Source organism: Streptomyces sp. NPDC002076 (assembly GCF_053593835.1).
In genome coordinates this window covers 96,924-115,450 of record NZ_JBSFDI010000012.1, presented here as the reverse complement: position 1 = coordinate 115,450, position 18,527 = coordinate 96,924, and the positions used below count along the sequence as shown (strand labels likewise).

Here is an 18,527-nt window from a genome sequence, read left to right as displayed (position 1 = left end):
AAGTCACCCATTCGGGCGAGACCGCCGCGGTGGCCGCGCGGCGGGTCGTACGGCGTCAGCCGCCCGTGCCGAACGCCAGCACCAGGTCCTCCTCGCCGATCGACGATTCGCCCTTCCGGCGGGCGAAGACCTGCGCCATGTACAGGCGGCCGTCACGGAAGAGGAGCTCCCCGCTGTCGGGCAGGATGTTGCTCTCCGCCTCCCGCACGCTCTTCACGGCGGGGTTCTCCAGCAGCTTGGTCACCTTGAAGCTGCCGCCGTCGATGCTGACGATCTGACCGCCCTTCTGGTACGTCGGCAGCTTGTAGGCGAGCAGATTGCTCCCGTCCATGCGCAGCGGGAAGAGCGTGGTGTCGTCGCCGGCATCGGCGCGCTGGCCCGTCGGCTTTCCGGTGGTCAGGTCGAAGGCGACGATCGAGTTGGTCTGGCTGAGGCCGGAGGAGCCGTCGTGCTCCGCGGTCGGCAGATACAGCTTGCCGTTGCCGACGACGATCCCGTGGCAGTCCTCGACGCGGGTGATGCCCTCGCACTTGCCGGCGTAGGTGCTGGACGGCGCGGAGATGTGCGCGAGCAGCCTGCCCGTCTTGCCGTCGATGGAGAAGTAGTCCGTGATCGCGGTGCTGTCGCCCGCGGCGGCCGCCACCACCAGCGGGTCGGTGGAGACGACGGAGGCTTCGCCGAGGCCCGGGTCCATCTTGTACTCCGAGATCACCTTCCCCGTCTTCGGGTCGAGGGTCTGGATGTGCACCTGGGCGTTGTCGGACCCTCCGCAGCTGCGCACCGCGACCAGCTTGGCGCCGCCGCCGTACCCCGCGTCGTAGCAGTCGTCGCCCGGCTTCGGCAGCCACAGCGGCTTGCCGGAGTCGATGTCGAAGGCGGCACCTCCGCTGGTGTCGCCGACCGCGACGGTGCGTTGACCGACCGTCACATTCTGGTAATTGATCGGGTAGTCACCGGACTTGACCGTCTGCGTCCACAGCTTTTTACCGGCGTCGAGATCGAGGGCGGCGATCTGGGTGCATCCGGCGAAGCTGTTCTTCGTGTCCGTCCTGGGCTCGTAGGTGATCGCGGTCCTGCCGTCGGACGTGACCTGCTTGCTGGCCGCGCAGACCGGGCCGGGCAGCTTGATCGTCCACAGCTTGGTGCCCTTGACCGGGTCGTAGCCGACGATCTCGGCGACGCCGCTCTTGGCGTACACCTTGTCGGTCAGCCATGCGCCCACGGTGCTCACCACGTCGTCCGTGGTGGGCAGCGGGACCTGGAACAGCACCTTGGCCGCGGGATCGGCCGGCACCTTCTCCTTGCCGCCGCCCGTGGTCCCGCCGCTGCCGTTCCTGCCGCCCGTGCCGCCGCTCGACGAGGCGGTGCCGTGCTGCTTGCCGTCGCCGCCGGAGTTGGCGTACCAGATGCCGCCGCCGACGATCAGCGCGATCGCGACGACTGCCGCGACGACGATGAACAGCACCGTGTTGTTCCGCCCGCCGCCGCCCTGCACGGGCTGCGGCGGCATCGGGGCCGGCGGCCGGCCCGGATAGCCGTAACCCGGCTGCGCGTACGGGTTCTGCGGCTGGGCCCCGTAGGGAGCGGCGGGCGGCTGCCCGTAGGCCGGGGGCTGCTGGCCGTAAGGGTTCTGCTGCCCGCCGGGGTAGCCGTAACCGGGCTGCGGCGGCTGCGGGGCGGACGCCGCCTGCGGGTAGCCGTAGCCGGGCTGCGGCTGCGGAGGCTGCGGAGGCTGTTGTGGCGGCTGGTTGGGGCTCGGGGGGCCGAAACCTGGCTGCTGTGGGGGCTGGTTGGGCGGCGGAGGGGGCGGCTGGGTCATGGGACGGGTACCTCGGTGAGGCCGGAGCGGCCGGACGGCGAAGGGATTCGGTGGAGGCGGCGCAGAAGCCGGAACTGGCGGGCCGGGACCGGGAGAACCCGGCACGGCGGCTCAGTTGCCGAAAGCCATGATCAGCTTCTCCTTCGCCTGGTCGCCGCCGGACAGCCGGCCGTTGGAGATGAAGAACCGCCCGTCGGCCCAGTCCACGACGGACTCGAAGAAGGTGTCCTCGATCTCGGCGGTGCCCTGCGGGTTCTGCAGCAGCCTGGTCGTGCTGTGGGAGGAGCCGGTGGTCGGGATCGACACCACCTGGCCGCCCGTGTCGTACGACGGCTGCACATAGGCGACGAGCTTGCCGCCCTCCGCCTTCAGCGGGTACATCGGCTCGGCGGCCGGGGACTTGACCCGCCACTTCGCCTTGCCGGTGACGAGGCTGATGGCGACGATCTCGTTGGCGCTGCTCGTGGTGTCCGTCGGCAGGTACAGCGTGTCGGCGTCGACCACGACACCCTGACAGCCCTGCAGATCCCGGTTGAGGAAACCGCATCGGGGGGCGAACTTCTCGTCGACCGCCACCTGGGAGCGGATCTTGCCGTCCTTGGTGAACGTGGAGATGTTCCAGGCCTTCTTGTCCGGGTTGGTCAGGTACACCACGAGCGGGTCCAGGGAGTACACCTTGGTCACCTGCCAGCCCTTCTTGACCGGCAGGCTCCACTTGACCCTGCCGGTGGCCGGGTCCAGTTCCTGGATCTCGTCGTGCTCGTTGGGGGCGTACGCGGCGCAGCCGGACGCCTGGATCAGCCGGCCGGCGCCGCCCGCGTACGCGCTCGGATAGCAGGACCCGCCGTACTTCCCCTTGTCGTACAGCTTCTTGCCGTTGTCGATGTCGTACGCCGTGCCCGACTCCCCGCGGCCCACCATCAGCGTCCTGCCGCTGACGGAGAGGTTGATCTCGACCGCGTTGTCGAACAGCGCGCCGTCGGAGACCTTGCCGCTCCAGCCCTTCTGGCCGGTGTTCAGGTCGATCTGCTGCAGCTGGTTGCACTCGGTCTTGTCGCCGGTGCCGCTCTCGTAGGCCACGACGACCTTGTCGTCGGCCGACTTCTGCGGGGTGATCGCGCAGATCTTCTGCGGAAGGGTGATCGGGGCCCAGGCGGGCCTGCCGTCGCCGACGCCGTAGCCGAAGACCTGCTTGTACGCCGCCTTCACCACGGTCGTGCCGGTGACCCACAGGCCGGGCGCGTCGGCACCCGAACCGGGCGCGTCCGGCGCCGACTTGTACCAGAGCACCTTCGCCTCACCGGTCTTCCGGCCCGCGTTGAGGTTCTCCGGGTCGTCACCGCCGCCGCTCGACGGGTTCGGCGAGCCGGAGGCGGACGGCTTGGGGTCGTCGCTCTGCTGCGCGACCGGCTTCTTCTTGCCGCCCTCGTCCCCGCCGCTCGTGACCGCGTACACCGTGCCGCCTATGAGGAGCAGCGCGGCCACCGCGGCACCGATGATCAGCGCGGTCTTCGCCCCGGGCCGCCCTGCGGGCGCGGCACCGGGCACACCCGGGTACGGCGGCTGCTGCGGCTGCCCGAACCCGGGCTGGGGCGCCGCCCCGTAGGGCCCCGGTTGCTGCGGATAGCCGTAGGGGCCCGGGGTGCCGGGTGGGGTGGGGGCGCCGTACGGTCCCGGCTGCTGGGGGTAGCCGTAACCCGGCTGGGGCGGCTGCGGCGGTACGGCGGGCGGCGGGGGCGTGGGAGGTACACCCGGTGCGCCGGGCGTACCGGGTACGCCCTGGGGGGCGCCCGGGGTGTACGGGGCGCTCGGGGCGCCGAAACCGCCCGGGGCCGGTGGCGTCTGCGGGGCGCCGAATCCGCCGCCCTGCGGCGGCTGGTCCTGCGGCGCTCCGAATCCACCCTGCGGCGGCTGGTTGGGCGGCTGGGTCATCAGCGCTCTTCCCCCTCGTTCACTGATTTTTCGCCACGCCCTGAGGTTCTTGACGGACCCTGGGTCGTTACTCAGACGGTTCTCAGACGGCCCTTTCTATCACCCGGTACCGACAGCACACGGGCCCGGATCCGCCGCTGTTCCCAAGGGACGACCGGCCCGTGATGCCGCCGTTACGCGCCTTCACGCCCCCTTCACGCGGCGCACGCAACAGCCCCGCGCGCCGGGGGCGGGCGGCGGGGCTGTCGGGGGGTGGGATGGTGAAGTGGGGGTGCGCGGTGGCTGGTTCACGCCGGGGCGCACCCCTCGCGCTACGCGTCCTCCGCCAACTCCAGCCAGCGGAGTTCCAGTTCCTCGCGTTCGCCGTGGAGGTCGCGCAGTTGGGCGTCCAGGTCGGCGACCTTGGCGAAGTCGGTGGCGTTGTCGGCGATCTGGGCGTGCAGCCTGGACTCCTTCTCGGAGATCTTGTCCAACTGGCGCTCGATCTTCTGGAGTTCCTTCTTGGCGGCGCGCTGGTCGGCGGCGCTCTTCTCGGCCGTGGCCGGCTTGGGCGCCGCGGCGGCGGCCTGCGCGGCGACCGCCTCTTCCATGCGCTGTCGCCGCTCCAGGTACTCGTCGATGCCGCGCGGCAGCATCCGCAGGGTGCCGTCGCCGAGCAGGGCGAAGACCCGGTCCGTGGTGCGCTCGACGAAGAAGCGGTCGTGGGAGATGACGATCATCGAGCCGGGCCAGCCGTCGAGGACGTCCTCCAGCTGTGTGAGGGTCTCGATGTCGAGGTCGTTGGTGGGCTCGTCCAGGAAGAGGACGTTGGGCTCGTCCATGAGGAGCCGCAGCAGCTGGAGCCGCCGGCGCTCACCGCCCGACAGGTCCCCCACCGGCGTCCACTGCTTCTCCTTGCCGAAGCCGAACGTCTCGCACAGCTGCCCGGCGGTCATCTCGCGCCCCTTGCCGAGGTCGACGCGCTCGCGGACCCGCTGCACGGCCTCCAGGACCCGCCAGGTGGGGTCGAGTTCGGCGACCTCCTGGGAAAGGTAGGCGAGCTTGACGGTCCTGCCGACGGCGATCCGGCCGCCCGCCGGCTGTTCCTCGCCCTCGGTGCGGGCGGCGTCGGCCATGGCACGCAGCAGCGAGGTCTTGCCGGCGCCGTTCACGCCGACCAGACCGATCCGGTCGCCCGGTCCGAGCTGCCAGGTGACGTGCTTGAGCAGCACCTTCGGCCCGGCCTGCACGGTGACGTCCTCGAGGTCGAAGACGGTCTTGCCGAGCCGCGAGGAGGCGAACTTCATCAGCTCGCTGCTGTCCCGGGGCGGCGGCACGTCCGCGATCAGCTCGTTGGCGGCCTCCACGCGGAAGCGCGGCTTGGACGTACGGGCGGGGGCGCCGCGCCGCAGCCAGGCCAGCTCCTTGCGGATCAGGTTCTGCCGCTTGGCCTCCTCGGTGGCCGCGATCCGCTCGCGCTCGGCGCGTGCGAAGACGTAGTCGGAGTAGCCGCCCTCGTACTCGTACACATCGCCGCGCTGCACGTCCCACATCCGGGTGCAGACCTGGTCCAGGAACCAGCGGTCGTGGGTCACGCACACCAGCGCCGAGCGGCGGTTCTGCAGGTGCTTCGCGAGCCAGGCGATGCCCTCGACGTCGAGGTGGTTGGTGGGCTCGTCGAGGACGAGGAGGTCCTGCTCCTCGATGAGCAGCTTGGCGAGCGCGATCCGGCGCCGCTCGCCACCGGACAGCGGTCCGATGACCGTGTCGAGCCCCTTGGGGAAGCCGGGCAGGTCGAGCCCGCCGAACAGCCCGGCCAGCACGTCCCTGACCTTGGCGTTCCCGGCCCACTCGTGGTCGGCCATGTCGCCGATGACCTCGTGGCGGACGGTGGCGGCGGGGTCGAGGGAGTCGTGCTGCGTGAGCACGCCGAGCCGCAGCCCGCCGGAGTGCGTGACGCGCCCGGTGTCGGTCTCCTCCACCTTGGCGAGCATCCGGATGAGGGTGGTCTTGCCGTCGCCGTTGCGTCCGACGACCCCGATCCGGTCCCCTTCCGACACGCCGAGCGAGACGCCGTCCAGCAGGGCACGGGTGCCGTACACCTTGCTGACGTTCTCGACATTGACGAGGTTGACGGCCATTTCACTCCTGTGCGCGGGGCTGTGTCGGCATGCGGCTCCGCCGCGTGGGTCAGCCTTCTAGCGTAGGGCCTCGGGAGGTGGGGACGGACTGCGAGGGGATGGTCACCCTTAGTGGTGATGGGATCCCTCGTCCGCGGACCGTTCACCACTGCGTCGCGGTGAACATCGGCACACCCTCCGAGCCCCGCCGTCAGAGAACCGTCGCCCCCGCCACCGGCCCCGCGGCCTTCCGCACCGATCTGCACGTGCCGGACGCCCGCAGGACCGCCGCCACCTTCTCCGCCGACCCGGCATCACGCGCGAGGAACGCCGTCGTAGGCCCGGACCCGGAGACCAGCGCGGCCGGCGCACCCGCCCCGCGCCCCGCCTCCAGGGTGTCCGCCAGCTCCGGGAACAGGGACAGGGCCGCGGGCTGAAGGTCGTTGCAGACGGAAGCCGCCAGCGCCTCCACGTCGCCCTTCGCCAGCGCCTCCAGCAGGTCCGCCGAGGCCACCGGCTCGGGGATCTCCCGCCCCTGTGCCAGCCGGTCGAACTCGCGGAAGACGGCCGGGGTGGACAGCCCGCGCTCGGCCATCGCGAACACCCAGTGGAAGGTGCCGCCGACCTCCAGGGCGGTCAGTCGCTCGCCCCGGCCGACGCCGAGTGCGGCGCCGCCGACCAGGCTGAACGGGACGTCGCTCCCCAACTCGGCGCAGATGGCGAGCAGTTCGGCCCGCGAAGCCCCCGTGCCCCACAGCGTGTTGCAGGCGAGCAGCGCGCCCGCGCCGTCCGCGCTGCCGCCCGCCATGCCGCCGGCGACCGGGATGTCCTTGGCGATGTGGATGTGGACGTTCGGTTCGATGCCCCGGCGCGCGGCCAGCGCGATCGCGGCGCGTGCGGCGAGGTTCGTGCGGTCCAGGGGGACCTCGGCGGCGTCCGGGCCCGCGCAGGTGATCCGGAGTTCCTCCGCGGGGGTCACCGTCACCTCGTCGTACAGGCCGACCGCGAGGAAGACGTTGGCGAGGTCGTGGAAGCCGTCGGGGCGCGCGGCACCGACCGCGAGCTGGACGTTGACCTTGGCCGGGACCCGTACCGTGACGCTCACTTGCCGGACTCCTCGTTCGGGGGCGCGGGGGTCGCCCCCCGCAAGGACGCAGCCTCCGCGATCCGCGCGAACTCCTCCACCGTCAGCGACTCCCCGCGCACCTGCGGCGAGACCCCGGCCGCGACCAGCGCTGCCTCGGCCGCGGCGGCGGACCCGGCCCAGCCGGCGAGCGCCGCCCGCAGGGTCTTGCGGCGCTGCGCGAAGGCCGCGTCGACGACCGCGAAGACCTCCCTCCTGGAGGCCGTCGTCTTGATCGGCTCGGCCCGGCGGACCAGCGAGACCAGGCCGCTGTCGACGTTCGGCGCGGGCCAGAAGACGTTACGGCCGATCGCCCCGGCCCGCTTCACCTCGGCGTACCAGTTGGCCTTCACCGACGGCACGCCGTACACCTTCGAGCCGGGTGCGGCGGCGAGGCGGTCGGCGACCTCGGACTGCACCATGACGAGGGTGCGCTCGATGCTCGGGAAGGTGTCGAGCATGTGCAGCAGCACGGGTACGGCGACGTTGTAGGGCAGGTTCGCCACCAGCGCCGTCGGCGGGGGGCCGGGCAGTTCGGTGACGTGCATCGCGTCGGAGTGGACGAGCGCGAACCGGTCGGCGCGCGCCGGCATGCGCGCCCCGATGGTCGTGGGCAGGGCCGCGGCGAGCACGTCGTCGATCTCGACCGCGGTGACCCGGTCGGCGACCTCCAGCAGCGCGAGCGTGAGGGAGCCGAGCCCCGGGCCGACCTCGACGACCACGTCGTCGGGGCGGACCTCGGCGGTGCGGACGATACGCCGGACCGTGTTGGCGTCGATCACGAAGTTCTGGCCGCGCTGCTTGGTGGGTCGGACACCGAGCGCTGCCGCCAGCTCACGGATGTCGGCGGGGCCGAGGAGGGCGTCGGGGGTGGGGCTGCTCACGGGACAAGGGTACGGGGGTCTGCCCGACCGGTTTGCCAGGCGCCCGGCGCCGCGAGCGCCCCGAAGGCGGGCTGACCATGCAACCGCGCGCCGCAGCGGGGCTAACCGTGCAGCCGTCTCCCGCAGTGCGGCCAAGGCGCCGACCCCCGCCGCCTGTACAGCTTCTTCGCGCGGAAGGTCTGTTCCGCCGCCGAGGCGTCCTGGGGGCGGCCGGAGCCGCCGAGGCTGTGCCAGGTGTGGGTGTCGAACTGGTAGAGGCCCCCGTAGGTCCCGGAAGGGTCGACGGCGTCCGGGCGCCCGCCGGACTCGCAGGCGGCCAGACGGTGCCAGTCGAGGTCGTCGCCGCCGTCCGCCGAGGCCGGCAGGGGCTTGGTGCCCACCTTCACGATCTGTTTGCGCGGCTTGCGCACCAGCTCGGAGGTCTCCCGGCGCGGTCTGTCACGGACCCCGTTGACGGTGCGCAGGAGGTAGGTGTCGCGGCGCAGTCCGGGCTGCCCGGGCTGTGCGACGACCTCGGTGCCCTTGAAGAGGGTGGGGTCCTCGGTCCGCTCGGTCTCGAACGGGATCTGCTCCTCGCGGACCTCCCGCATGCCGCTGATCCGGAGCACGGTCACCGTCTGCCCGTCCCGGGGGAAGCTGTCGGGCGGGACGGAGGTGGTGTCCTGGCCGTTCAGGCCGATCCCGGCCTCCTCGACGGCCTCGCGGACGGTGGCCGCGTTGGTGCGGATGGACCGGGTCCGGCCGTCGGCCATGATCGTGACGGCGCGCTCGGTGCGCACGTCGAGCGCGAGCCCGGCGCGTCCGATGGGCTGGGAGCGCGAGGCGGACAGGTACGCGCCCTCCGCACGCACCCCCAGCTCGTCCAGCGCCCCTTCCACGGTGTGCGCCGTCGTCCACACCTCGCGCCGCGTGCCGTCCAGAGTGAGCCGGACGGGGCGCCCGTGGCGCACGGCGACGGCATCTCCGCTGGCGAGCGCCGTGCCGGGGGCGGGCGCGACCATGTCGTGCGCCCCCACCCGCACGCCCTGCTCGGCGAGCAGCTCGTGCACGTCGTCGGCGAAGGTGTGCAGGGTGCGCGGCCGGCCGTCGACGGTCAGCTCGATCGCCTTGTCCTGGGCGACGAACGCGGTGGTGCCGCCGGCGAGGAAGGCCACGACCAGCGCCTGCGGCAGCAGACGGCGCACGGCGGACTCCGGGCGCTCGGCGCAACGGGCCCTGCGCCGGCGTCCGGTATGCCCGTCCATGCCCTCGGGTGGTCCGGGATCCTCCGCGTACACCGGCTCGGGCACGCTCATCACCTGGCGGGACGGCACCGGCTCGGTGACGAAGTACGCCTGCGCCTCGTAAGCGGGCCGGTAGGTGTCCCGGTACAGCCCAGAGGGCAGTGTCTCCGCGTTGTGCACGGAGGCGTCATGGCCGTACGGCTCGTACGTCTCGTACTGCGACTTGCTCACGCCGACACGCTCCAGAGAAGCCAGAGGGGTCCGATCGGGCCCCCAGAACCTAGCGGAGCGGTCGTCACTCTCCAAAGCGACGCGACTACGCACTGTTGCCCGTCGAGCGTGCGCCCAGCATTCGAACGCCGACTCGGCGGACCGCGGAACTCAGTAGCCGAAGGCGCGGGCGGTGTTGGCGGCGAGGGCCGTGGCCAGCGCGTCCTCGTCGATGCCGCGCACGGCGGCCATCGCGCGCACGGTCACCGGGATCAGATACGGCGCGTTCGGGCGCCCGCGGTACGGCGCGGGGGTCAGGAAGGGCGCGTCGGTCTCCACGAGGACCAGCTCCAGCGGGGCGACGGCGAGGGCGTCCCGCAGGTTCTGGGCGTTCTTGAAGGTGACGTTGCCGGCGAAGGACATGAAGTAGCCCTCGCGGGCGCAGATCTCCGCCATCTCCGCGTCGCCGGAGTAGCAGTGGAAGACGGTGCGCTCGGGGGCGCCCTCCTCCTTCAGGACGCGCAGGACGTCGGCGTGCGCCTCCCGGTCGTGGATGACGAGCGCCTTGCCGTGCCGCTTGGCGATCTCGATGTGGGCGCGGAAGGACCGCTCCTGCGCCGCCTTGCCCTCCGGGCCGGTGCGGAAGTGGTCCAGCCCCGTCTCGCCGACGCCCTTCACCTGGGGCAGCGCGGCGAGCCGGTCGATCTCGGCGAGGGCCTCGTCGAGCGCCGTCTCGCCGCCCGGCTCCCGGGCGCCCTGCCGCGACCAGCCGTCGGGGTCGCCGTGGACGATGCGCGGGGCCTCGTTGGGGTGGAGGGCGACGGTGGCGTGGACGCTGTCGTGGGCGGCGGCGATCTCGGCGGCCCACCGCGAGCCCTTGATGTCGCAGCCGACCTGGACGACGGTCGTCACCCCCACGGACGCGGCCTTCGCGAGGCCCTCCTCGACCGTGCCGGACTGCATGTCGAGGTGGGTGTGCGAGTCGGCGACCGGAACCCGCAGCGGCGCCGGAAGCGGCGGTGCGGCGTTCTTGTCGCCCTTGGAGGTCTGGCCGGCGTTCGAAGGCATGCCCCGATCCTACGAAAGGGTCATGCCCGCACCGCCCGGTGATCCGCTCAGCCGGCCTTGTGCTGGAACGGGTGCAGAAGATCGGACAGGTGCCAGTGGTTCGGTTCGCGGGGCTCCGCGGGCACCTGGGGGGCCTCGACCGGGCCCGCCTGCGGCACGGCGTGGTGCCGCTCGGCGACCCCGCGCACCGAGGAGACCTGCCCCGCGCGCATGATCCGCACGACATGACCGTCGCAGTTGTGGCAGCCGGGCCGGCTCAGCGGCGACGGCACGACCCGGCCGTCGACCACGTACAGCACGAACTGATGCCCGTCGGCGTCCGTGTGGTGCTCTATCTCGTACGACTGCTCCCAGCCGTGCCCGCATCGCATACAGGCGAACGAGTACGACTCGTGAACGACGGCGGTGGGCGTACCACGGAGGCCGGTCTGCCCTGCGATCTCGCTCATGCCAGCTCCTCTTGTCCGCTGGACAAACGCCCCGCAACGGGGCGTCTCTTCAACCAGTGGACGCCTTCACCAGCGCGAACGCACCAGGGCTGTCGAGTGTTGGAATCGATTTGAGTCTTCCTTGCAGAAAAGGCCCCGATCGGCGGCGTTTCCCTTTGCCATCGGCGACAGCCCTTTGCCGTCCCATGGCCCGCCCGCTCACAAGAGAAGAGCCCTGCTCAGAGGGGTTCTGCGCGCCCCGCAGGGGGCGGACGAACCCCCGTCACTCACCGGAACGCTTCGCTGCAACTACCGCGTCGAAAACAACCCGCTTCGGCACCCCCGCCTCCACAGCCACCGCCGCGATCGCCTCCTTGCGCCGCTCCCCCGCCTCCTCACGCGCGCGTACCCGCCGTACGAGCTCCTCGGCGTCCAGTTCCTCGGGAGCACGCTCCGGCGCCCCCTCGACCACCACGGTGATCTCCCCGCGGACCCCCTGCGCGGCCCACTCCGCCAGCTCGGCCAGCGGGCCGCGCCGTACCTCCTCGTACGTCTTGGTCAGCTCCCGGCACACGGCGGCCCGCCGGTCCGCGCCGAAGACCTCGGCCATGGCGGCGAGGGTGTCGTCGAGCCGGTGCGGGGCCTCGAAGTAGACGAGCGTGCGCCGCTCTGCCGCGACCTCCCGTAGCCGGGCCAGGCGCTCGCCGGCCTTGCGCGGCAGGAAGCCCTCGAAGCAGAAGCGGTCGACGGGCAGCCCGGACAGCGCGAGCGCGGTGAGCACGGCGGACGGCCCCGGTACGGCGGTGACCCGGATGTCCTTCTCCACCGCGGCCGCGACCAGCCGGTAGCCCGGGTCGGAGACGGACGGCATCCCGGCGTCGGTCACGAGCAGCACGCGCGCGCCGCCGAGCAGTTCCTCGACGAGTTCCGGCGTACGGGCGGACTCGTTGCCCTCGAAGTACGACACGACGCGGCCCTTGGGCGTGACGCCGAGGGCCTGGGTGAGCCGGCGCAGCCGCCGGGTGTCCTCGGCGGCGACCACGTCGGCGCCGGCGAGCTCCTCGGCCAGCCGGGGCGGCGCGTCCGCGATGTCGCCGATGGGGGTACCTGCCAGGACAAGGGTTCCAGTCACACCCCCATCCTCCCAGCCCCCGTCCCTCGCGCGGGCCGCCCCCGCACCCGCGGAGAACGACCACATCCCGACCGGTACCCCACATGCACGGGACTCGCACAGAACGGTTCCCTACCATGGCGCGAGTGACCAGTACCGCGTCCTCCATGGACCTCCGGCAGGGCCAGGCGCCGCACGACCAGCGGCCGTCGTGGCAGCAGCGGCTGCGCCGATTCGGGTACGTACCGGCCAAGGACGCGCCCTCGGGCGACGTACGCGGCCGGCTGGTGCCCCCGTACGCCGCGCCGGGCCCCCGGCTGTGGCAGGTGCTCGGCGTGCCGCCGGTCCTCGCCGAGCGGATCACCCGCTGGTCGGGCTGGGGCGGTCCGCTGCTGGTGACGCTGATGGCGGGCCTGATGCGGTTCTGGAACCTGGGCAGCCCGCGCGCGGTGATATTCGACGAGACGTACTACGCCAAGGACGCCTGGGCGCTCGTCCACCGTGGTTTCGAGGTCAACTGGGACAAGAACGCCAACGACCTGGTGCTGCAGACGCACGGCCATCTCACCATCCCGACGGACGCGGCGTACGTCGTGCATCCGCCGGTCGGCAAGTACGTCATCGGGCTCGGCGAGCTGATGTTCGGGTTCGACCCGTTCGGCTGGCGGTTCATGACGGCGCTGCTCGGGACGCTGAGCGTGCTGCTGCTGTGCCGGATCGGGCGCCGGCTGTTCCGCTCGACGTTCCTCGGCTGCCTGGCGGGCGCGCTGATGGCGGTGGACGGCCTGCACTTCGTGATGAGCCGGACCTCGCTGCTCGACGGCGTGCTGATGTTCTTCGTGGTGGCCGCGTTCGGCTGTCTGGTCATCGACCGGGACCGGTCGCGGGAGAGGCTGGCCGCGGCGCTGCCCATGGACACCGACGGCCGGGTCCGCCCGGACTGGCACGTCGCCGACAGGTTCCGTTTCGGCCTGCGCCCCTGGCGCTGGGTGGCCGGGCTGATGCTGGGCCTGGCCATCGGCACCAAGTGGAACGGCCTGTACATCCTGGCCGCCTTCTGTGTGATGGCGGTGCTGTGGGACGTGGGGGCGCGCAAGACGGCCGGCGCCCGGCACCCGTACACGGCGGCCCTGAAGTACGACACGGGCATCGCCTTCCTGGCGACGGTGCCGGTGGCGATCGCGGTCTATGTGCTCTCCTGGCTCGGCTGGATCCTCTCCCCGGCGGACGGCACCGGCGGCTACTTCCGCAACTGGGCGGCCACCGACGGCAGGGGTGGCAGCTGGACCTTCCTGCCGGACTGGCTGCGCAGCCTGTGGCACTACGAGCACGAGGTGTACAAGTTCCACGTCGGCCTGACCTCCCCGCACACCTACCAGTCCAACCCGTGGAGCTGGATCGTGCTGGGTCGCCCGGTGTCGTACTTCTACGAGTCACCGAATCCCGGGGCGGACGGGTGCCCGGCGAACGCGGGCCAGAAGTGCGCCCGTGAGGTGCTGGCGATCGGCACACCGCTGCTGTGGTGGGCGGCCTGCTTCGCGATCCTGTACGTGCTGTGGCGGTGGGGGTTCCGCCGCGACTGGCGCGCCGGTGCCATCGCGTGCGGCATCGCGGCGGGGTATCTGCCCTGGTTCCTGTACCAGGAGCGGACGATCTTCCTCTTCTACGCGGTCGTCTTCGTGCCGTTCCTGTGCCTGGCGGTGGCGATGCTGATCGGCGCGATCGTCGGCCCACCGGGCTCCTCCGACACCCGCCGAGTGATCGGCGCGTCGGCGGCGGGCGTCCTGGTACTGCTGATCGCCTGGAACTTCATCTATTTCTGGCCCCTGTACACGGGCACGGCGATCCCGATCGACTCGTGGCGGTCGCGGATGTGGCTGGACACCTGGGTCTAGCCGGGCAGACGCGTTAGGACGGCCAGGCAGGACGCCGGGCCGTCCTGGCCGTTGTCGGTTGTCCGAGGCGTCATCGGCCTCCCTCAGACGGCCCGGAGACGGCCCGGCCTGCAGGGTTACGGACCGCGGGGCCGCCTGGCGAACGCAGCGGGCCGGATTCACAGCCGCACGATGACCAGGGCGGTGTCGTCGGTGGCGCCACCGGGTGGGAGCAGGTCGTTGAGCACGGCGTCGGCGAGGGCTTCGGGGTCGTCTGTCCGGTGACGGGCCAGGGAGTCGGCGAGCCGGGCGAGGCCGGAGTCGATGTCCTCGCCTCGGCGTTCGATCAGGCCGTCGGTGTAGAGCGCGAGAACGGCGCCCTCGCGGAAGGCCGTGGCAGCCTGGATCCGGGTGGCGTGCTGAGGGCTGGCGGCCAGTGGCGGGTCGGTGGCCTGGTCGAGGAACTCGACGGTCCCGTCCCCCTGCAGGAGCGCAGGTGGGGGGTGGCCGGCGCTGCTGTAGGTGATGGTGCCGGTCTCCCAGTCGATGAATGCCGTGGCCACGGTGGTGTTCTCGGCGCCGTCGAGGGTGCGGGCGTACAACCCGAGGACTTCCAGGGCGCGGGCGGGGCCTTCGGCGACGAGGCAGGCGGCGGTGAGGGCGCTGCGCAGTTGTCCCATGACGCAGGCCGCGGGCAGGCCATGGCCGACGACGTCGCCGACGGTGACGGCGATGCGGTCGCCGGGCAGGTCGACCAGGTCGTACCAGTCCCCGGCCACATTCAGCGCTTCGGCGGCGGGCCGGTAGCGTACGGCCGCCTGATGCCGGCCGGCCGGGCGCAAAGCCGGCAGCATGGATTCCTGCAAGGTCAGCGCGACTTCACGGGCGCGGATGAGTTCGGTGACGTCCTCCACCCGGTGCAGCAGCAGCGCCACCCGCCCATCCGATCCGAACACGGGGATGTTGGTCATGTTGAAGTACCGCTCGTGCCACACTCCGGGCTGGTCGGGGTCCTGCACGTCGTAGCGCTGCAACGCCACGATGCTGCGCTCACCGGTGCCCGCCGCCTGGCGCAGTGACGCCAGAACTCTGAGCAGGAGAGGCTCGGCGGGGGCCTTTTCGGGGTGGTCCTCGGGCACGAAGTGACCGACCACCTGCTCGCGGGCAAGGCCCCGGAGCCGCAAGAACTCCGGGTTGGCGTCCGCGTAGACCAGCTCCGGAGTCACCAGCGCCACCGCCCCGGGAAGGGCCTGGAACACCGCCGCGTAGTCGACCGCCGGTACCTTCATCACTTCCCTGCCTTGCCCAGCAGCTCTGCCTCTTTTCACGATACGAGCGGGGAGTCGCGGCTCGCCTGTCACCACTCCTTCACCGGAGGCGGCTGAAGGCCTGTGAGGTGGTGCTGGTGTTGTAGGTGGCGCTGACGAATTCGTCGAAGATCAAGAGCACGGCCCCAAGGACGAGGAACACCACGACCAGGGTTTTGCCCGCGCCGCTGAGCGGCAGCGGGCGGGTAGCTGAGCGGGGTTGCTCGCCAGGGGCGGGCGCGTCGCCGAACAGCCGCTTGGGGTAGGCCGCGGTGAGCATCATCAGGTAGGCGTACAGACGCATGTCGTAGCGGGCGGTGGCGGCGGTCGCCTCGAACAGCGGGCGCGGCATCCGGCCGCGGATCAGCACCACGACCCAGAAGATGGGGCAGATCACGTACCAGCCGAGGATGAGCAGTTCCACCACGACGGCGGCGGGGATGAGCAGAATGATGCGGAACAAGACGGCGAGGCGGTTGAGCCTCCCGGGATGGACCTCGACCTGGACGGGATGGTCGGGCGCCAGGAAGGCGAACGGCGGGTAGGCGTCGACCAACAGCATCGCGTAGGCGGTGACGCGGGTCGAGTAGACGAGGTAGCCGGTCAGGAACGAGGCGATCGGTTCGGGCAGCCGTCCGGTGATCAGGGCGGCGAACCAGCCGACGACCATGACGACGGACGCGGCGATCCACAGGAAGAGCAGGGCGATGTATTGGGGGATCAGCAGGAGCCAGCGCAGCAGCACGGTCCAGCGGCGCTGCCGGCCGGGCTCGGGGAGATCCAGCTCCGGGAGCACCTCCGGCGGGGGAGCGGGGTGCGGCGCCCACGTATGGTCTGCCATAGCCAGCTCCTGTCAGGTCCGCGACTGTCGCTCGGCTCAGAGCTTCAGGATCACGCCGGTCGGCCCCGTGCACGCGTGGTGAGGACCAACTGGGTGACCGGCTTGCTCGCGGTCGAGGGGGACTGAGCGGCTATTGCTCGACGTCCTGGCGGGCTAAGGTCGGCGAATGACCTTGGAATGGGAACAGGTAATCGTCCACTCGGAGGACCCGGTAGCTCTGGGGCAGTGGTGGGCCGAGGCTCTTGGTTGGGTCGTGGTCCACTCCTCCGATGAGGAGTTCGAGATCCGCCCGGCGCCGGATCGCCTGCCGGGGTTGGACTTCGTCCGGCTGGACGAGAGCAAGAAGGCCAAGAGCCGGCTGCACCTCGACTTCAGGCCCGATGACCAGGACGCCGAGGTGGCTCGTCTGGTGGCTCATGGCGCACAGCGTGTCGACATCGGCCAGGGTGAGCAATCCTGGGTTGTCCTGGCAGACCCCGAAGGCAACGAGTTCTGTGTCCTCGGCCGGCGTCAGTGAGGCTCAAACGCATCGGCCGGACCGGGACGGCGTCCGAGTCCACCACATGACGACGGCCCCGCCCCGACGATCCGGTGCGGGGCCGCTGTACGCGTGATGTCCAGCCGCGGAAGTCGTCGCCGAGGACCTCACGCCGCGCCGCTTCCTCCCGCCGGTTCAAAGCGTTGATCGTCCGGACCGACCCCACACACAGCACCAGCCACGTCACCACGATCAGGACGCGCACCACCGCGCCCACCACGCCCGAATCCGCGCGAACCGGGAGCGGCCGTGAATTGTCGCAAGCGTGCTACGGATTTGCCCCAGACATCACCCGCCGAGGCGGGGACCTTATGGTGAGTGCCGTCGTTGGGGAGTGTGAGGGCTACGGGGACCCTGGGGAAGGCACGGAGGATCTGAGGCTGTGGGCAAGAGAAGGCGCGTCGCCGAGCGACGGAGGAGTCCCGGTCCCGCCCTGGTCGGCGGGGTGATCGTCCTCGCCGTCGGCGGTGCCGGGTTCGCCGGCTACGTGCTGACCGACGGCGGTGCCGCCGCCGACGAGCGGACGTCCGCCTCGGCCGACCACAAGGCCGTCAAGACCGGCCCGCTCAGCGCCGCCGAGATCCGCACCGCCTCCACCCGCTTCCTCACCGCGTGGCAGCAGGGCAGGATCGGCGAGGCGGCCGCCGCGACCGACGACGCCTCCGCCGCCACGGGGCTGCTGACCGGCTACACCAAGGACGCCCATCTGAAGGACGTCACCCTCACCGCCGGCACGCCCACGGGCGCCAAGGTGCCGTTCTCCGTCAAGGCGACGGTGTCGTACCGGAACCTCAGCAAGCCGCTGGCGTACGGCAGTTCGTTCACCGTGGTACGGCGGGCGAGCGACGGCAAGCCGCTGGTCGACTGGCACTCCTCGGTCGTCCACCCGGATCTGAAGGACGGCGACACGCTCGTCACCGGCGAGTCCGGCACCCCGCCCGTCAAGGCGCTGGACCGTGACGGCGGCGAGGTGACGGCCGCCAAGTACCCGTCCCTGGGGCCGGTGTTGGACGGGCTGCGGGAGAAGTACGGCAAGACGGCGGGCGGCAAGGCGGGCGTGGAGCTGCGTGTGGTGCGCGGCAAGGCCTCGCAGAAGGCCGGGCTGTCCGACAAGACGCTGGTGGAGCTGACCAAGGGCACGCCGGGCACGGTGAAGACGACGCTGAGCCCCACCTTCCAGGCGGCGGCCGAGCAGCAGGTCGGCAAGCGCTCGCAGGCCTCCGTGGTCGTCGTACGGCCCTCGACCGGCGAGATCCTCGCGGTCGCCAACAGCGAGCACGGCTTCAACGTCGGCTTCCAGGGCTCCCTCGCCCCCGGCTCCACGATGAAGATCGTGACGTCGACCATGCTGTTCGAGAAGAAGCTCATCACCCCGGACGCCTCGCACCCCTGCCCCAAGACGTACAAGCTGGCCGGCTGGACGTTCCACAACGACGGCGACTCCGAGATCAAGAAGGGCACCTTCGAGCAGAGCTTCGGGGCCTCCTGCAACAACGCCTTCATCGACTTCGCGCCGAAGCTGTCCAACAGCGATCTGACGAAGGAGGCCCAGGAGGTCTACGGCCTCTCCATGAACAACTGGGCCATCGGCGTCCCGTCCTTCGACGGCTCCGTCCCGGTGCAGAGCGGCGCGCAGATGGGCGCCTCGCTGATCGGGCAGGGCGGGGTGCGCATGAACCCGCTGAACATGGCGTCGGTGGCGGCCACGGTGGAGTCGGGCGTCTTCCACCAGCCGTACCTGGTCTCCCCCGACGTGGACCACCGCACGCTGGCGAAGGCGTCGCGCACCATGTCCGCGAAGACGCAGTCCCAGCTGAAGCAGGTCATGCGCTTCACGGCGGACTACGGCACGGCGGCCAAGGCGATGGCGGGCATGAGCGGGGACTACGGCGCCAAGACGGGCTCCGCCGAGGTCGACGGCCAGAAGAAGCCGAACGGCTGGTTCACCGCGTTCAAGGGCGACCTGGCCGCCGCGGGCGTGGTCCAGGCGGGCGGCCACGGCGGTGACACGGCGGGGCCGATCGTGGCGACCCTGCTGAAGATGGGCTGATCAGACGAGCTGATCAAACC

The 18,527-nt window shown here is 71.3% G+C and carries 14 protein-coding genes; 3 read left to right on the top strand and 11 right to left on the bottom strand.

Annotated features, from left to right (window positions below):
- Positions 1–55 precede the first annotated feature (55 nt).
- The 9 genes from ACWCQS_RS25245 to rsmI form a co-directional block, all read right to left on the bottom strand.
- The gene (locus ACWCQS_RS25245; RefSeq protein ID WP_451006557.1) at positions 56–1,819 is read right to left on the bottom strand and encodes an outer membrane protein assembly factor BamB family protein; all 1,764 of its coding nucleotides are present in this window, start codon (positions 1,817–1,819) and stop codon (positions 56–58) included.
- 111 nt (positions 1,820–1,930) lie between these two features.
- Positions 1,931–3,751, bottom strand: a complete 1,821-nt coding sequence (locus tag ACWCQS_RS25240) for an outer membrane protein assembly factor BamB family protein (protein WP_451006556.1) — start codon at positions 3,749–3,751, stop codon at positions 1,931–1,933.
- Between the two features lie 311 nt (positions 3,752–4,062).
- On the bottom strand, positions 4,063–5,871 hold the full coding sequence (locus ACWCQS_RS25235; protein WP_451006555.1) for an ABC-F family ATP-binding cassette domain-containing protein: 1,809 nt from the start codon (positions 5,869–5,871) through the stop codon (positions 4,063–4,065).
- 190 nt (positions 5,872–6,061) lie between these two features.
- Positions 6,062–6,955 carry a 4-(cytidine 5'-diphospho)-2-C-methyl-D-erythritol kinase gene (locus ACWCQS_RS25230; RefSeq protein WP_451006554.1) on the bottom strand — a complete coding sequence of 298 codons (894 nt, stop codon included), beginning with the start codon at positions 6,953–6,955 and terminating at the stop codon, positions 6,062–6,064.
- On the bottom strand, positions 6,952–7,857 hold the full coding sequence (gene rsmA, locus ACWCQS_RS25225) for a 16S rRNA (adenine(1518)-N(6)/adenine(1519)-N(6))-dimethyltransferase RsmA (RefSeq protein WP_451006553.1): 906 nt from the start codon (positions 7,855–7,857) through the stop codon (positions 6,952–6,954). Before rsmA ends, ACWCQS_RS25230 begins: the two co-directional genes overlap by 4 nt.
- 101 nt (positions 7,858–7,958) lie before the next feature.
- Entirely contained in the window at positions 7,959–9,311 is a 1,353-nt protein-coding gene (locus ACWCQS_RS25220) for a ubiquitin-like domain-containing protein (RefSeq protein ID WP_451006552.1), read from the bottom strand.
- A 150-nt stretch (positions 9,312–9,461) separates the two neighbouring features.
- A complete protein-coding gene (locus tag ACWCQS_RS25215) occupies positions 9,462–10,358 on the bottom strand; it encodes a TatD family hydrolase (protein ID WP_451006551.1) in 897 nt (298 codons plus the stop codon).
- A 47-nt stretch (positions 10,359–10,405) separates the two neighbouring features.
- Complete coding sequence (locus ACWCQS_RS25210) at positions 10,406–10,807, bottom strand: hypothetical protein (RefSeq protein WP_451006550.1); 402 nt, start codon at positions 10,805–10,807, stop codon at positions 10,406–10,408.
- A gap of 262 nt (positions 10,808–11,069) precedes the next feature.
- Positions 11,070–11,918, bottom strand: coding sequence for a 16S rRNA (cytidine(1402)-2'-O)-methyltransferase (gene rsmI / locus ACWCQS_RS25205; RefSeq protein WP_451006549.1), 849 nt, complete (start codon positions 11,916–11,918; stop codon positions 11,070–11,072).
- A 125-nt stretch (positions 11,919–12,043) separates the two neighbouring features.
- On the opposite strand from rsmI, the gene ACWCQS_RS25200 reads away from it, so the two are divergent.
- Positions 12,044–13,792, top strand: a complete 1,749-nt coding sequence (locus ACWCQS_RS25200; RefSeq protein WP_451006548.1) for a dolichyl-phosphate-mannose--protein mannosyltransferase — start codon at positions 12,044–12,046, stop codon at positions 13,790–13,792.
- A gap of 158 nt (positions 13,793–13,950) precedes the next feature.
- Here the strand turns inward: ACWCQS_RS25200 and ACWCQS_RS25195 are convergent, their stop codons facing one another.
- Both ACWCQS_RS25195 and ACWCQS_RS25190 read right to left on the bottom strand, forming a co-directional pair.
- Positions 13,951–15,060 carry a PP2C family protein-serine/threonine phosphatase gene (locus ACWCQS_RS25195; protein ID WP_451006547.1) on the bottom strand — a complete coding sequence of 370 codons (1,110 nt, stop codon included), beginning with the start codon at positions 15,058–15,060 and terminating at the stop codon, positions 13,951–13,953.
- Between the two features lie 79 nt (positions 15,061–15,139).
- Positions 15,140–15,919, bottom strand: a complete 780-nt coding sequence (locus ACWCQS_RS25190; protein WP_451006546.1) for a DUF4389 domain-containing protein — start codon at positions 15,917–15,919, stop codon at positions 15,140–15,142.
- Between the two features lie 166 nt (positions 15,920–16,085).
- On the opposite strand from ACWCQS_RS25190, the gene ACWCQS_RS25185 reads away from it, so the two are divergent.
- Both ACWCQS_RS25185 and ACWCQS_RS25180 read left to right on the top strand, forming a co-directional pair.
- Entirely contained in the window at positions 16,086–16,436 is a 351-nt protein-coding gene (locus ACWCQS_RS25185; RefSeq protein WP_451006545.1) for a VOC family protein, read from the top strand.
- A gap of 403 nt (positions 16,437–16,839) precedes the next feature.
- Entirely contained in the window at positions 16,840–18,507 is a 1,668-nt protein-coding gene (locus ACWCQS_RS25180) for a penicillin-binding transpeptidase domain-containing protein (RefSeq protein ID WP_451006544.1), read from the top strand.
- Positions 18,508–18,527: the final 20 nt, after the last annotated feature.

Excerpts from the sequence above, each read along its gene's own strand:
- ACWCQS_RS25245 (WP_451006557.1), bottom strand. The coding sequence starts at position 1,819 with ATGACCCAGCCGCCCCCTCCGCCGCCCAACCAGCCCCCACAGCAGCCA.
- ACWCQS_RS25240 (WP_451006556.1), bottom strand. The coding sequence starts at position 3,751 with ATGACCCAGCCGCCCAACCAGCCGCCGCAGGGTGGATTCGGAGCGCCG.
- ACWCQS_RS25235 (WP_451006555.1), bottom strand. The coding sequence starts at position 5,871 with ATGGCCGTCAACCTCGTCAATGTCGAGAACGTCAGCAAGGTGTACGGC.
- ACWCQS_RS25215 (WP_451006551.1), bottom strand. The coding sequence starts at position 10,358 with ATGCCTTCGAACGCCGGCCAGACCTCCAAGGGCGACAAGAACGCCGCA.
- ACWCQS_RS25210 (WP_451006550.1), bottom strand. The coding sequence starts at position 10,807 with ATGAGCGAGATCGCAGGGCAGACCGGCCTCCGTGGTACGCCCACCGCC.
- ACWCQS_RS25195 (WP_451006547.1), bottom strand. The coding sequence starts at position 15,060 with ATGAAGGTACCGGCGGTCGACTACGCGGCGGTGTTCCAGGCCCTTCCC.
- ACWCQS_RS25190 (WP_451006546.1), bottom strand. The coding sequence starts at position 15,919 with ATGGCAGACCATACGTGGGCGCCGCACCCCGCTCCCCCGCCGGAGGTG.
- ACWCQS_RS25185 (WP_451006545.1), top strand. The coding sequence starts at position 16,086 with ATGACCTTGGAATGGGAACAGGTAATCGTCCACTCGGAGGACCCGGTA.